The organism is Streptomyces sp. MI02-7b (assembly GCF_033793585.1).
In the GTDB taxonomy this organism is placed as follows: domain Bacteria; phylum Actinomycetota; class Actinomycetes; order Streptomycetales; family Streptomycetaceae; genus Actinacidiphila.
Genome location: NZ_JARAWX010000003.1, coordinates 231,863 through 245,587, shown reverse-complemented (window position 1 = coordinate 245,587; position 13,725 = coordinate 231,863). Strand labels below are relative to the sequence as shown.

10 protein-coding genes are annotated in these 13,725 nt (G+C 75.0%); 4 read left to right on the top strand and 6 right to left on the bottom strand.

Annotation, left to right across the window (positions count from 1 at the left end; translation table 11 throughout):
* Nucleotides 1–186 precede the first annotated feature (186 nt).
* The gene (locus tag PV364_RS05790) at nt 187–900 is read left to right on the top strand and encodes a hypothetical protein (protein WP_319658578.1); all 714 of its coding nucleotides are present in this window, start codon (nt 187–189) and stop codon (nt 898–900) included.
* A gap of 85 nt (nt 901–985) precedes the next feature.
* On the opposite strand, the gene PV364_RS05785 is transcribed toward PV364_RS05790, so the two are convergent.
* Nucleotides 986–2,392, bottom strand: coding sequence for a DUF6350 family protein (locus PV364_RS05785; protein WP_319658577.1), 1,407 nt, complete (start codon nt 2,390–2,392; stop codon nt 986–988).
* A 112-nt stretch (nt 2,393–2,504) separates the two neighbouring features.
* Here PV364_RS05785 and PV364_RS05780 point away from each other — a divergent pair, with 112 nt between their 5' ends.
* Nucleotides 2,505–3,566 (top strand): hypothetical protein, encoded by a 1,062-nt coding sequence (locus PV364_RS05780; protein ID WP_319658576.1) that lies wholly within the window; start codon nt 2,505–2,507, stop codon nt 3,564–3,566.
* An 84-nt stretch (nt 3,567–3,650) separates the two neighbouring features.
* Here the strand turns inward: PV364_RS05780 and sucD are convergent, their stop codons facing one another.
* The 5 genes from sucD to PV364_RS05755 form a co-directional block, all read right to left on the bottom strand.
* A complete protein-coding gene (sucD, locus tag PV364_RS05775) occupies nt 3,651–4,535 on the bottom strand; it encodes a succinate--CoA ligase subunit alpha (RefSeq protein ID WP_319658575.1) in 885 nt (294 codons plus the stop codon).
* A gap of 19 nt (nt 4,536–4,554) precedes the next feature.
* A complete protein-coding gene (sucC, locus tag PV364_RS05770) occupies nt 4,555–5,730 on the bottom strand; it encodes an ADP-forming succinate--CoA ligase subunit beta (protein WP_319658574.1) in 1,176 nt (391 codons plus the stop codon).
* Between the two features lie 273 nt (nt 5,731–6,003).
* Entirely contained in the window at nt 6,004–7,191 is a 1,188-nt protein-coding gene (locus PV364_RS05765; RefSeq protein ID WP_319658573.1) for a VWA domain-containing protein, read from the bottom strand.
* Entirely contained in the window at nt 7,188–9,545 is a 2,358-nt protein-coding gene (locus PV364_RS05760) for a DUF5682 family protein (RefSeq protein ID WP_401978358.1), read from the bottom strand. The genes PV364_RS05765 and PV364_RS05760 overlap by 4 nt, the downstream gene beginning before the upstream one ends.
* The gene (locus PV364_RS05755; RefSeq protein WP_319658571.1) at nt 9,503–10,591 is read right to left on the bottom strand and encodes an AAA family ATPase; all 1,089 of its coding nucleotides are present in this window, start codon (nt 10,589–10,591) and stop codon (nt 9,503–9,505) included. Before PV364_RS05755 ends, PV364_RS05760 begins: the two co-directional genes overlap by 43 nt.
* Nucleotides 10,592–10,756: 165 nt before the next feature.
* Between PV364_RS05755 and PV364_RS05750 the strand changes: the two genes are divergently transcribed.
* Both PV364_RS05750 and PV364_RS05745 read left to right on the top strand, forming a co-directional pair.
* Nucleotides 10,757–12,115, top strand: coding sequence for an SWIM zinc finger family protein (locus PV364_RS05750; protein ID WP_319658570.1), 1,359 nt, complete (start codon nt 10,757–10,759; stop codon nt 12,113–12,115).
* Between the two features lie 61 nt (nt 12,116–12,176).
* The gene (locus tag PV364_RS05745; protein WP_319658569.1) at nt 12,177–13,724 is read left to right on the top strand and encodes a DUF5691 domain-containing protein; all 1,548 of its coding nucleotides are present in this window, start codon (nt 12,177–12,179) and stop codon (nt 13,722–13,724) included.
* Nucleotide 13,725 lies beyond the last annotated feature (1 nt).

Below are 13,725 nucleotides of genomic sequence, written 5' to 3'. Positions count from 1 at the left end.
TTGGAGGATCGTACGACTCGAAGATCCCTCGCATTCCGGGGAACCCTACGAGCCCGTCGACCGTCAGCAACGATACCGGCACACCCGACCGCCCCCCACGGGACGGGGGAGCGCCCGGACGGTAGCGTCTGGGGGGAGAACGGCGTAACGACGCGTCCGACAACTCGAGGAGTCGACGGCAAGGGGATGACCCAGGCAACCATGAGCAGTGGCCGCGGCCATGAGCAGGACAACCCGTTCGCTCCGCCGCCGGAGGACGCTCCCGACCAGCCGTGGCAGCCGCGCAGGCCGCAGCAGCCCTCGGACGAGCAGGACTCCGACCAGCGGCCCACGCCACCCCCGCCGCCCGGTTGGGGCAGCCAGTGGAGCGACCGGCAGCCGGGCCGCGGCGGCGGTCTCGGCGACCGCCCCGGCGGGGACGGCGGCTACGGCGGCCGGCGCCCGGACGGGCCGCGGTTCGACCCGACCGACCCGGCGCAGCGGCGTGCCCGCTACGCCTTGCTGTGCGGCATGTGGGGACTGTTCTTCGCCCTGCTGCTCGGCTGGACGTACCTCGCCCTGCTGCTCGGCGGACTCGCCCTCTACTGGGGCGTCAACGCGCTCCGCATGAAACCGGAGGAACGCGCCAAGGCCCGCGCCGAGGCCGCCGCGCTGCTGGCCGACGGCCCCGCCGAGCCGCCGCCCCCGCCGGCCGACCCCAACGCCAAGCCCCAGCGGCCCGCCGCCGTCGGCGGCATCGTCATGGGCGCCCTCGCGGTCGGCCTCGTGGCCGGCCTGCTCAGCAGCGAGTACGCCTACCGCGACTACTACGCCTGCGTCGGGGACGCCCTCACCCAGTCGGCCCGCGACTCCTGCGCCCACGACATGCCGGCCCCTCCGGTCTGGCTGCGCAAGGCCTGAGCCCCACCCCGCCCTCGCCGGGTCCGTCCGCGCCGCTCCCGGCGCCGCGGACCCGGCGTTCGCGTCCCCGCGGATGCCGCCGCGGTCAGGCGGGGTCCGGGGCCGCGGTATCCGTCCGGCCGTCCTCGCTGCCGGTCCCGGACTCCGTCCCGTCCACCTCATCCACCTCATCCGCCTCTTCGGCGTCGTCGGCGTCGTCCGCCTCGTCGTACCCGTCGTACGCGTCGTACGCCTCGTCGAGGTCGGCACGGGACGCACGGAAGCCGCGGACCCAGCGCACCACGAGCGCGGTGGGGGCACCGATGACGACGGTCCAGCCGACGGCCGCGGCCGCGGTGAGCCAGCGCGAGGGCCCGAAGTCGGCGAGCGCGCCGGAGCCGAGGGGCCCCGCGGCGAGCTCCGTGAGCAGAGCGAGGACCACGCCGCAGGCCGTGCCGCCCAGTGCCGCGCGTGCGGCCGTGCGGCCCGGGCCCGCGGCGGCCTCGCGGTCGACCGCGAACCACCCCACCGTCACCCCCGCCACGGCCGGCACCAGCAGCGCGAGCCAGGTCGCCACCGTGCCCGGCCCGGCCTGCGGCAGCGCGACCAGCAGCGGGAAGTCGGGCAGCACGGGATCGCCGACCGCCCCGGCGGGCCGGACGACCGCCTCCGTGCCCAGCGAGAACCCCGGCCCGAGGGCGTAGGCCGCCCCCCACACCGCCGCGTTCGGGATCAGCGCGACCGACAGGGCCAGCACTGCCAGCCGCCCGGACAGTGCCTCGCTGAGCCGGCTGAACGACGCCCCCGTGGCCCCGGGATGCAGGACCAGCGCGACCGCCGTGAGCACCGCGCCGCCCGCGAGCAGCACCGCCACCCCGGCCGCCGCCGACCGGGCCACCGGCCCGGTCTCCCCCGCCGGCACGCGGTCGGTCACCCGGTGGAACGCCGCCGGAAGGGGGATGTGCGGCCGCCCCCGTTCGGCCCACGCCCCCGCGGCCGCGGCAAGGGCGGCGACCACGGGCACATGGAGCCCGGCGCTGAGCGCGTCGCTCCGCACCGGCCCGTACGAGGTGAGGATCGCCGCGCCCGCTGCCACCGCGACGTACCCGCCGATCAGCCAGGCCACGGCCGACGCCGCCGCCCGGTCGGTCGACGCGGGGGCGGCGGCGTCCGCTCCGGCCCGGTACAGCAGCCAGATCGGGAAGGCCGCCAGGAGCAGCGGTGTGACCCCGACCGGCGCGGGAACACCGGAGAGCGTCTCCACCCGCACCAGGTCCGTCCCGTGCGCCAGCAGCCAGCAGTCGGCGGCGATGTGCAGGGCCCCGTACAGCCCGCTGTCGGGGAACGGGGAGATGATCCAGAGGAACAGCACCAGCACGGCGAAGCCGCCGAGTCCCAGCCCGGCGGCGAGCACGCCGCCAGTGAAGGCGGGCACGGATTCCGCGGTGCGCAGGGCCTCGTGCGCAGCCCGGACACGGCGGAAGGCAAGGCTCACAGCGCGTGCGGCGGTCACGGCACCCCATGCTGCCAAGAAGACCCCTTTTACCGTCGCAGCATGCGAATGTCCGTCGTGTCGCGGAATATGGCGTTATGCGCATCTTCACACGATCCGAGTGGTCGATCGCATGACCCGAGCCCACCTGACGAAGACGGCACGGACCGCCAAGAAGCGGCGGCCCCACCCGCAGCCCGCGACGACCCCGCGGACCGCACCACCGGCTCCGCCCCCGGCCGCCCCTCCCGAGGGGGCGGCCGGGTCGGCGGGGTCGCCGCGCGCGCCCCGGGCCGAGCCACCGCAAGCCCCGCGACCCGCGGAGCCGGACCGGTCCGCCGCGCACTCCGAGCCGGCCTCCCAGCCGCCCACCGGGCCGCTCTCCGGGACACCGGAGGACTCCGGCGCGCCCGCATCCGGGGACGACGCGGCGGTCGGGGCGTCCGAGCCGACGGCGAAACAGGTCAAGGCGGCGGCGAAAGCGGCGGCGAAAGAGACCAGGGCCGCGGCCGAACAGGCCGAGGCGGCCGCCGAGGAGGCGGAGCTGCGCCTTGCCGAGGCCGCCGAGGCCGCCTTCGACACCCTCTACGCGCACGCCGCCCCCGCCCTGATCCGGCAGGCCGAGGTGCTCACCGGCAACGAGGAACTGGCCCGGTACGCCGTCCACCGCGCCTTCGACCGGGCCTGGCTGCGGTGGCCCGAGGTCGCGACCGACCCCGATCCCGTCGGCTGGCTCCGCTCCCAGGCGTTCGAGCTCGCGCTCGCCCCCTGGCAGCAGCTCCTGCCCTGGCACCGCACACCGCGCCGCGCCCGCGGCGACCTCCAGCGGCTGCCGCGCGGCGCCCGGCACGCCGTGCTGCTCCACGAGGGCCTCGGCCTCGGCCTGCGCCGCACGGCGGCCGAGAGCATGGCCAGCACACCCACGACGGCGGCGCGCATCATCCGGGCCCGTGACGCGCTCGGCGAGGAGGCGGTCGCCGGGCTGGCCGGGCTCCTCAACGAACCGCGCGTGCCGGAGCTCCCCGCGGAGCAGGTGCGCGAGATGAGTGAGGAGCGACTGCGGCACCAGACCCTCGGATCGGTCGCCGCCACGATCGTCCTCGTCCTGCTGACCGCGGGCGGCCTCGTCTTCGGCCCGCTCAGCGATCACTTCTCGGTGTCGACGCCGCTGATCGACATCCGCTTCTCCCCCTGACACCGGCCCCGGGACGACGGCCGTTCCGGAAACGGCAGCGGGCCCGCCCCCCGAGGGGAGCGGGCCCGCTGCCGTACCGGGGAATCAGCCCTGGAGGATGGCGCGCGCGAGGCGGGCCGTCTCCGACGGGGTCTTGCCCACCTTGACGCCGGCGGCCTCGAGGGCCTCCTTCTTCGCCTGGGCGGTCCCGGAGGAGCCGGAGACGATGGCGCCGGCGTGGCCCATGGTCTTGCCCTCGGGCGCGGTGAAGCCCGCGACGTAGCCGACGACCGGCTTGGTGACGTGCTCGGCGATGAAGGCCGCGGCACGCTCCTCGGCGTCGCCGCCGATCTCGCCGATCATGACGATCAGGTCGGTGTCGGGGTCGTCCTGGAACGCCTTCAGCGCGTCGATGTGGGTGGTGCCGATGATCGGGTCACCGCCGATGCCCACGGCCGAGGAGAAGCCGATGTCGCTGAGCTCGTACATCATCTGGTAGGTCAGCGTGCCGGACTTCGACACCAGGCCGATGCGGCCGGCGGTGCTGATGTCGGCCGGGATGATGCCCGCGTTGGACTGACCGGGGGTGATCAGGCCGGGGCAGTTCGGGCCGATGATCCGGGTCTTGTTGCCCTTGCTGCCCGCGTACGCCCAGAAGGAGGCGGTGTCGTGGACGGCGATGCCCTCGGTGATCACGACCGCGAGCGGGATCTCGGCGTCGATGGCCTCGACGACCGCGTCCTTGGCGAACTTCGGCGGGACGAAGATGACGGTGACGTCGGCACCGGTCTTCTCCATGGCCTCGGCGACGGAGCCGAAGACGGGCACCTCGGTGCCGTCGAAGTCCACGGTGGTGCCGGCCTTGCGCGGGTTCACGCCACCGACGATGTTGGTGCCCGAGGCGAGCATCCGCCGGGTGTGCTTGGTGCCCTCGGAACCGGTCATCCCCTGGACGATGACCTTGCTTTCCTTGGTCAGGAAGATAGCCATGATGTGGTGACCTTGTCCCTTACTTCGCAGCCAGCTCGGCGGCGCGCTCCGCGGCGCCGTCCATGGTGTCGACCTGCTCGACCAGCGGGTGGGCGGCGTCGGTCAGGATCTGCCGGCCCAGGTCCGCGTTGTTGCCGTCCAGACGGACGACGAGCGGCTTGGTGACCTCCTCGCCCTTGGACTTGAGCAGCTCCAGGGCCTGGACGATGCCGTTGGCGACCGCGTCGCAGGCGGTGATGCCGCCGAAGACGTTGACGAAGACGGACTTGACGTCCGGGTCGCCGAGGATGATCTCAAGACCGTTCGCCATGACCTCGGCGGAGGCGCCACCGCCGATGTCGAGGAAGTTGGCGGGCTTGACGTTGCCGTGGCCCTCGCCGGCGTAGGCGACGACGTCCAGGGTGCTCATGACGAGACCCGCGCCGTTGCCGATGATGCCGACCTCGCCGTCGAGCTTGACGTAGTTCAGGCCCTTGGCCTTGGCCGCGGCCTCCAGCGGGTTGGCGGAGGCGTGGTCCACCAGCGCCTCGTGCTCCGGCTGGCGGAAGTCGGCGTTCTCGTCCAGGGAGACCTTGCCGTCGAGCGCGATGACGCGGCCGTCGGCGACCTTGGCGAGCGGGTTGACCTCGACGAGGAGCGCGTCCTCGGCGATGAAGGTCTTCCACAGGGTCTGCAGGATCTCGACCACCTGGTCGGCGACGTCGGCCGGGAACGCGGCCGCCTCGACGATCTCGCGGGCCTTCTCCGGGGTGACGCCCTCGTTGGCGTCCACGGCGATCTTCGCGAGGGCCTCGGGCTTGGTCGCCGCGACCTCCTCGATCTCCATGCCGCCCTCGACCGAGGCCATCGCCAGGAAGGTCCGGTTGGCACGGTCGAGCAGGAAGGAGACGTAGTACTCGGAGGCGATCTCCGGGGCCAGCTCGGCCAGCATGACCTTGTGGACCGTGTGGCCCTTGATGTCCATGCCGAGGATCTGCCCGGCCTTGGCCACCGCGTCCTCGGGGTCCGACGCCACCTTCACGCCGCCGGCCTTGCCTCGGCCACCGGTCTTCACCTGTGCCTTGACGACAGCCTTGCCACCGAGCCGCTCCGCGACCTCGCGCGCCGCCTCAGGCGTGTCGATGACTTCACCGGCCAGCACCGGTACACCGTGCTTGGCGAAGAGGTCCCTCGCCTGGTACTCGAACAGGTCCACGCGCGTCCGTCCTTGGTAATCGCGGGTTCGTTGTTGGCGTGAGCGTGCCGGGGCGGTCGTCGCTGACGTCTTCGTAACGATCCATGCGTACGGTCGTACGGGGGGCGCACACGTCGGCCGAGCACGCGGCATGTCCGTCTCGCAGGTTAGCGCCGCGCGGGCGGCTCGACTAAATCCCAGGTCGTCGACGAGCGGTGAGAACAGTCACAGACCGCGCCAGTGACGACTGGAGGATTGCTCCATCCAGGTGACACGGGCGGCGCGTTCGCGGCCTCACCCCTGCGGCACGGGCAACGGCCGCTTCTCTATCGCGGCCGCCATGATCGCCGGGAACAGGTCGGGCGTGCAGGCGAACGCGGGGGCGCCGAGGGCCGCCAGGGCGGCGGCGTGCTCACGGTCGTAGGAGGGGGCACCCTCGTCGGACAGCGCGAGCAGGGCCACGAACTGGACGCCGGAGGCCTTCATGGCCGCGACGCGCTTGAGCATCTCGTCCCGTATGCCGCCCTCGTAGAGGTCGCTGATGAGCACCACGACGGTCTCGGCCGGCCGGGTGATGAGCGACTGGCAGTAGGCCAGCGCCCGGTTGATGTCGGTGCCGCCGCCGAGCTGGGTGCCGAAGAGGACGTCGACCGGGTCGTCCAGCTGCTCGGTGAGATCGACCACGGCGGTGTCGAAGACGACCAGCTTGGTGTCGATGCTGCGCATCGAGGCGAGGACCGCGCCGAAGACGGAGGCGTAGACGACCGAGGCCGCCATGGAACCGGACTGGTCGATGCACAGGACGACGTCCTTCTTCACCGCCCGCGCGGCACGGCCGTGGCCGATCAGCCGCTCGGGGACGATCGTGCCGTGCTCCGGCAGGTAGTGCCGCAGGTTGGCGCGGATGGTGCGGTCCCAGTCGATGTCGCGGTGGCGCGGGCGGTCGATCCGCGCCGAGCGGTCCAGCGCCCCGGTCAGGGTGGCGCGGGTGCGGGTGGCCAGGCGCTTCTCCAGGTCCTCCACGACCTTGCGGACCACCGCCCGGGCGGTCTCCTTCGTCGTCTCCGGCATCGCCTTGTTGAGCGACAGCAGCGTGCCGACCAGATGCACATCGGCCTCGACGGCCTCCAGCATCTCCGGTTCCAGCAGCAGCGCCGACAGACCGAGCCGGTCGATGGCGTCACGCTGCATCACCTGCACGACGCTGCTCGGGAAGTAGCTGCGGATGTCGCCCAGCCACCGTGCGACCTGCGGCGCGGAACCGCCCAGCCCGGCGGACCTGGGCCCGCCCCGCCCGGACGTCCCGCCGTCGGCGCGCGGGCCGGACCCGTACAGCGCCTCCAGTGTCCGGTCCATGGCGGCGTCGCGGCCGGTGAGTGTGTGGCCCGTGCCGTCGGCGGGGCCCGCGCCCAGCACCAGCCGCCAGCGGCGCAGCCGCTCCTCGCCGTCGATGCCGGCGTCCGTCCTGACGTCGCCGTTCATGTCGCCGTTCCCCCTGTCGGTCGGTCGTGTCCCAGCAGCAGCCGGACGGTCGGCAGCACCGCGTCCGCCCGGGCCTCGTCCAGCCCGGCGGCGAAGCCCGGCACGCCCTGGTCCGCCGCCTCGGGCGACCCCGCCGCCGGACCGCGCCGCACCAACTCCCCCACCGTGCGCCGCACGCCCGCGTCGAACTCGCCGAACGTACGCCGCAGCAACGGGAGGACGTCGTCTAAGGCGGCGGCCGGGACCGCCGACAGCCAGTCGTCGACCAGGGCGAGCAGCCGCGCGTCGTGGACGAGCAGCATCCCGCCCCCGGCGAGGAAGCCCTCCGTCCAGGCGGCCGCCTCCTGCGGCGGTGTCCCGGCCGACAGGGCCAGCCCCATCAGCCGGGCCACCTCCTCGGCCGCCAGCCGGCCGTCGTCCAGCAGCAGGCGGGCGGCGGTGCCGCGCAGCAGCCCGGGCATACCCCGGTCGCGCACCGCCAGGGACCGCAGGACCCCCGCCCACCGTGCGCGCAGCCCCTCGTCGGCGAGCAGCACCACGGCCTCCTGCACGCCGTGGACATGGCCGCGCATCTCGGCCGCGCCCTCGGCGTCCAGCCCGGCGCAGGCCGGCGGGAGCCCGACGCATATCCGCTGCGCCAGCCCTTCGGCGACCTCGCGCAGCGCGGCCGCGTCCGTGCCCCGGACGTCGCCGTAGCGGACGGACCGCACCAGCGCGGGCAGCGCCTGTGCGAGGTGGCCGACGTCGGCGTCGAGCGCGGCACGGTCGGCGAGCACCCGCATCACGGTCGGCAGCGCGTCGGGCAGCTCCGCGAGCAGACAGCGCTCGGCGAGCCCGGTGACCTCGGCGAGCGTGCCCGCCCGCACCGCCTCGTCCTCCGCCCTGGCGGTGGCCGCCGAGGACACGGTGGTCCCCCACACCCCGGCCTCGGCGACCCGCACCGCCGACTCGGGCTCCCAGCGCAGCCGCCAGGTCTCGCGGAAGGTGCCGGTGCCGGCGCGCGACCGGGCGGGCTCGCCCCAGCCGATGCCGAGCAGCCGCAACCGGTGCAGCAGGCGGCTGCGGCCGGCGTCGGTCTCCTTGCGCAGGTCGAGCTCCACCTCCCTCTCCAGCGCCTCCGGCTTCAGTCGCAGCCTGCGCTGCTCGCGCGCCAGGTCGCGGGCGAGCGGCACCGCGGGAGCGCCGTCGGGGACCTCGCCCAGCACGTCCCCGACCACCAGGCGGTCCCGGATGAGCTCCATCGGCACATCGGACCCGTCGCACATCACGGCCCGTATCGCGTCGGTGGTCTCGCCGAGGCCCGCCAGCGGGCGGCCGCGCATCGCGGCGAGCGTGTCGGCGAGCCGCACCGCCTCGATGACGTGTGCGGAGGAGACCGGCAGGTCCTCCTCCCGGAGCAGCCCGGCGACCTTGGTCATCCAGCGCGCGACGGGCCGGTCCGGTGCCGTGAACAGGTGCCGGTACCAGCCGGGCGAGGCGATCCCGGCCCCGTACCCGGCGGCCCGGGACAACCTGCGGTGGGTCCAGGGCACCCAGGTGATCTCGACCTTGGCCTTCGGCAGCCCCTTCAGCAGGGCCCGGTCGGCGGTCACACCGGTCGTGGCCGCGAGCGCGGGCACGTGCCAGGCGCCGCAGACCACCGCCACCCGCTCGTGCTCGCGGCGGGCGTCGCGTATCCGCAGCCGCATGTGCGCCTCGCGCACGGCGTCCTGCGGATGTCCCCCGTCCCCGTACTCCGCGCGCAGCGCCCCCATGGCCTCGGCGACCGCCCCGAACGCCACGAGCGCGTCGTCCGCCGCGTCCGCCCGCTCCTGGCCGCCCCGGTGCTCCACGGCGTCCTCCCACCACCGCTCGGGGTCGTCGTGACCGGCCGCCTCCGCGAGCACCGCGAGCGGATCGATCCGCACCCGGTCCCCAGGCCGGTCGTCCCCTTCTTCCGCCGCCGCTCCCTCGCCGCCCGCCCCGTCCGCCCCGTCGTCGCGGTCGTCCCGCATCAGCAGCGAATGGGCGGCCGGCAGATCGATGAAGCGGACCGGCACCCCCCGCGCTGTCGCCCAGCGGATCGCCTCCCATTCCGGCGAGAAGTCGGCGAACGGCCAGAACCCGGCCCGGGACGGCTCGTCGACGACGTGCGCGAGCAACGCGACCGGCGGCCGCAGGCCCGGTTCGGCCGCCAGCCCCACGACCGCGTCCGCCTCCGGCGGTCCCTCGACGAGCACGATCTGCGGCGCGTAACGCTCCAGCGCCGCGCGGACCCCGCGGGCCGACCCCGGCCCGTGGTGCCGCACCCCCAGCAGCGCCACACCGTCCGTCACGGCGTCACCTCGCGGCAGGCGCGGTAGAAGTCCTTCCAGCCCTCCCGCTCGCGGACCACCGTCTCCAGGTACTCCCGCCACACCACGCGGTCGGCCGCCGGGTCGCGCACCACCGCGCCGAGGATGCCCGCCGCCACGTCGCCGGCGCGCAGCACCCCGTCGCCGAAGTGGGCCGCGAGCGCGAGCCCGCTGGTGACCACCGAGATCGCCTCGGCCGTGGAGAGCGTGCCCGACGGGGACTTCACCTTCGTCCTGCCGTCGGCGGTGACCCCGCCGCGCAGCTCGCGGAAGACGGTGACGACCCTCCGGATCTCGTCCGCTCCGGCGGGCACGGACGGCAGGTCCAGCGACCGGCCCAGCTGGCCGACCCGGCGGCTGACGATGTCGACCTCCTCCTCCGCGGTCGCCGGCAGCGGCAGCACGACGGTGTTGAAACGCCTGCGCAGCGCGCTGGACAGGTCGTTGACCCCGCGGTCGCGGTCGTTGGCGGTGGCGATGAGGTTGAAGCCGCGCACCGCCTGGGTCTCGGCGCCCAGCTCCGGTATCGGCAGCGTCTTCTCGGACAGGATCGTGATGAGCGTGTCCTGCACGTCCGCGGGGATACGGGTCAGTTCCTCGACGCGGGCGATCCGGCCCTCGGCCATCGCCCGCATGACCGGGCCGGGCACGAGCGCCTCCCGGGTCGGGACGTGGGTGAGCAGCTGCGCGTAGTTCCACCCGTAGCGGATCGCCTCCTCCGGAGTGCCGGCCGTGCCCTGCACGAGGAGGGTGGAGTCGCCGCTGACGGCGGCCGCCAGATGCTCCGAGACCCAGGTCTTGGCCGTGCCGGGCACCCCGAGCAGCAGCAGGGCCCGGTCCGTGGCGAGGGTGCTGACCGCGACCTCCACGATGCGGCGCGGTCCCACGTACTTGGGTGTCACGACGGTGCCGTCGGGAAGTTCGCCGCCCAGCAGGTACATGGCGACCGCCCACGGCGACAGATTCCAGCGGGCCGGGCGCGGCCGGTCGTCGGCCGCCGCGAGAGCCTTGAGCTCCTCGGCGAACGCGTCTTCGGCATGCGGCCGGAGTGCGGTGTCCGCGGACATGGTTCTCCCCCTGTTCCGGGCAGGTCGGATGAGGCGGACGATCCGTCAGACCCCCTGCGTCGTCCGCGGTTCCCACGATGCACGACCCCACTGACAATCACCCTCGCCCCGCATGTAACGCCAGGTCAGAACCGATTGTCAGTGCCCGGACCTACCGTCTTGGGCATGGACGGGATGGACGAACAGCGACCCGAGCGGTGGACCGCCGACCAGGTCCTGGCCCTCGCGCCCGACGCGTCGTCGCGGAAGGCCGGGACGGGTCTGGCGGCGGCCGCGCGCTGGTCGGGCACGGGCACGTCGGGCACGGCGGTGTGGGGGTTGTGCGCGGGCAGCGGCAGCAAGCCGTACCAGACGGTCGTGGACACGGCCGGGCCCGGCGCCAAGTGCAGCTGCCCGAGCCGCAAGTTCCCCTGCAAACACGCCATCGGACTGCTGCTCCTGTGGTCCGGGGGCGAGGTCGGGCCGGCCGCACACGGGGGCGGCCGGCCCGACTGGGTCACCGCATGGCTCGAAGCGCGCCGCGCGCGTGAGGACCGCAAGAGCGCCCCGGCGGGCGGTGGTGACCCCGCGGCGGCGCGCAAGCGCGCCGAGCAACGGGAGCGCCGGGTCGCGGCCGGGGCGGCCGAACTGGAACAGCGGCTGACGGACCTGCTGCTCGGAGGGCTGACCGGCGCCGACCGCGAGGGCTACGGGCGCTGGGAGGAGACCGCCGCCCGCATGGTCGACGCCCAGGCCCCGGGGCTCGCGTCGCGGGTACGCGAGCTCGGCGCGGTCGCCGCCTCGGGGGGCGACTGGCCGTCCCGGCTGCTGGAGGAGACCGCGCTGCTGCATCTGCTGAACCGGGGCTGTCTGGGGCACGAGCGGCTTCCCGGGGCACTGGCCGCGACGGTGCGCAGCCGGGTGGGTTTCACGGTGGACTCGGCGGAGCTGCTGTCCGGCCCCACCGTGCGGGACCACTGGCTGGTGCTGGCCCAGCACGACGCTGCCGACGACCGGCTGACCACCCGCCGCATATGGCTGCACGGCCGCGACACCGGGCGCCCCGCGCTGCTGCTCTCCTTCGGCGCGGCCGGCCGCGCCCCCGAGCTCGCCCTGCCGGTCGGGCTCGGGGTCGACGCCGAGCTGGCGTACCACCCGGGTGCGCGGCCGCTGCGGGCCGTGCTCGGCACCCGGCATGCCGCGCCGGGCCCCGGCTCCGTGCCGCCCGGGCTGCCGGTCGGCGCGGCACTGGCGGTGTACGGGCAGGCCCTGGCGGACGACCCGTGGCTGGACGCCTGGCCCACCGTCCTCGCCGGGGTGGTGCCCGTACCGGGCGACACGGGCTGGCAGCTCGCCGACGGGGAGGGGGCCGACGCGGTGCCGGTGGCCGCGGGGGGCGGCAGCGGCGCCGGGGGGCTGTGGCGCCTGGCGGCGGTCTCGGGCGGCCGGCCCGTGACGGTCTTCGGCGAGCTGGGACACCGCGGATTCCGGCCGTACACGGTCTGGGGCGAGGGCGGCACGGCGGCGGTCGCACTGGCGCCGTAGCGCACCGCGGCCGCCGCCGGCCGCACCACAAACGGACGCGAACGACACCGAAGGGGGACGTATGGAGACGGCGACCTGGGCCGATCTGGTCGGGACCGCCCTGATGGGCACCGAACGCAAGGGCGGGACGCCCGCCGAACTGCTCGACGCCGCCGCGCTCGCCGTCCTGAGACGTCGTGCGGGGCTGCGGCCGGCCGCCGCGGGGAAGCGGCCGGCCACCGCCCCGCACGATCCACGCCCCGCCCTGCCGGCCGCCGCACGACGGCGGCTCGGACTGCTGCTGGCGGACCGGTCCGGCGGGAGCGGCGGTCGCCGGGGCGCGGCGCCCAACCTCGCCGAGCTGCTGCCGCAGTGGCTCGGCGAGGCCACCGCGCGCGGTTACGCGGCCCCGCCGGAGCTGCTGCCGGCCCTGCTGGACGCCGCCCGCGCCCGCACCGACCTGAGACCGGACGCGCTCGCCCTGGCGGGCCCGCGCGGACTCTGGCTGGCGGAGCTGAACACGGACTGGCGTTTCGCGCTGCGGGCGGGCGCCTCCGGTGCCGCACCGCCCGCCGGGGACGCGGCGGACGGCCCCGAGGTGCGGCAGCTGTGGGAGGAGGGCCTGTTCGCCGAGCGCGTGGCACTGCTGACGCGCCTGCGGTCCCGCGACCCCCGGGGCGCGCTGGAACTGCTGCGTTCCGGGTGGAGCGGTGAGCGCGCCGAGGACCGCCTGATGTTCCTGGACTCCCTGCGCGAGGGGCTGTCGGCCGCGGACGAGCCCTTCCTGGAACAGGCGCTCGCCGACCGCAGCCGCAATGTGCGGGCCACCGCCGCCGAACTGCTCTCCGCCCTGCCCGGCTCCGCGCTGGCCGGCCGGATGGCGGCCAGGGCCCGGACCTGCGTCGCCTGGGACGCCGGGGAGAGCCGGATCGTGGTGGAGGCTCCGTACGAGTGCGACGCGGCGATGGAGCGCGACGGCGTGGTGGCGATACCCCCGGCCGGCCGGGGCGAGCGGTCGTGGTGGTTCGGCCAGGTCGTGGACGCGGCACCGCTCGGGACATGGCCGGAACGGTTCGGCGGCCGCACGCCGCAGGAGATCATCGCGCTGCCGGTCGCCGACGAATGGCAGGGCGACCTGCACGCGGCCTGGTGCCGGGCGGCGGTCCGCCAGCGCGACACCGCCTGGGCCCGGGCGCTGCTCGGGCCGATACCGACCGCGGCGACGGCGGTCGCCCCGGTGGGCGACCCGGCGAAGCTGCTGGCGGTGCTCCCGGCCGGCGAGAGGTCCGAATGGGTGGCGCGCTTCATCGCCTCGCACGGCCTGTCGGAGGCGTTCCAGATGCTCGCGGTGTGCGCCGTTCCCTGGACGGAGCCCCTGGGACGGGCGGTGGTGGACGCACTGGACATCGCCCGCGACGCCGGCAGCTACCCGTGGAGCTTCAGCGGGGTCATGGGCCTCGCCGAGCGCTGCCTGGACCCCGCGGAGGCGGACCGCGCGACCCCGCTCACCGCGGTGCCCGCCGAATCGGCCGACACCTCACCGGGCGCGGGCGCCTACTGGGCCGAGGCCTTCCAGCGCCTGGTGGGCACCCTGCGGCTGCGCGCCGCGATGAGTGAGGAACTGGCCTGAG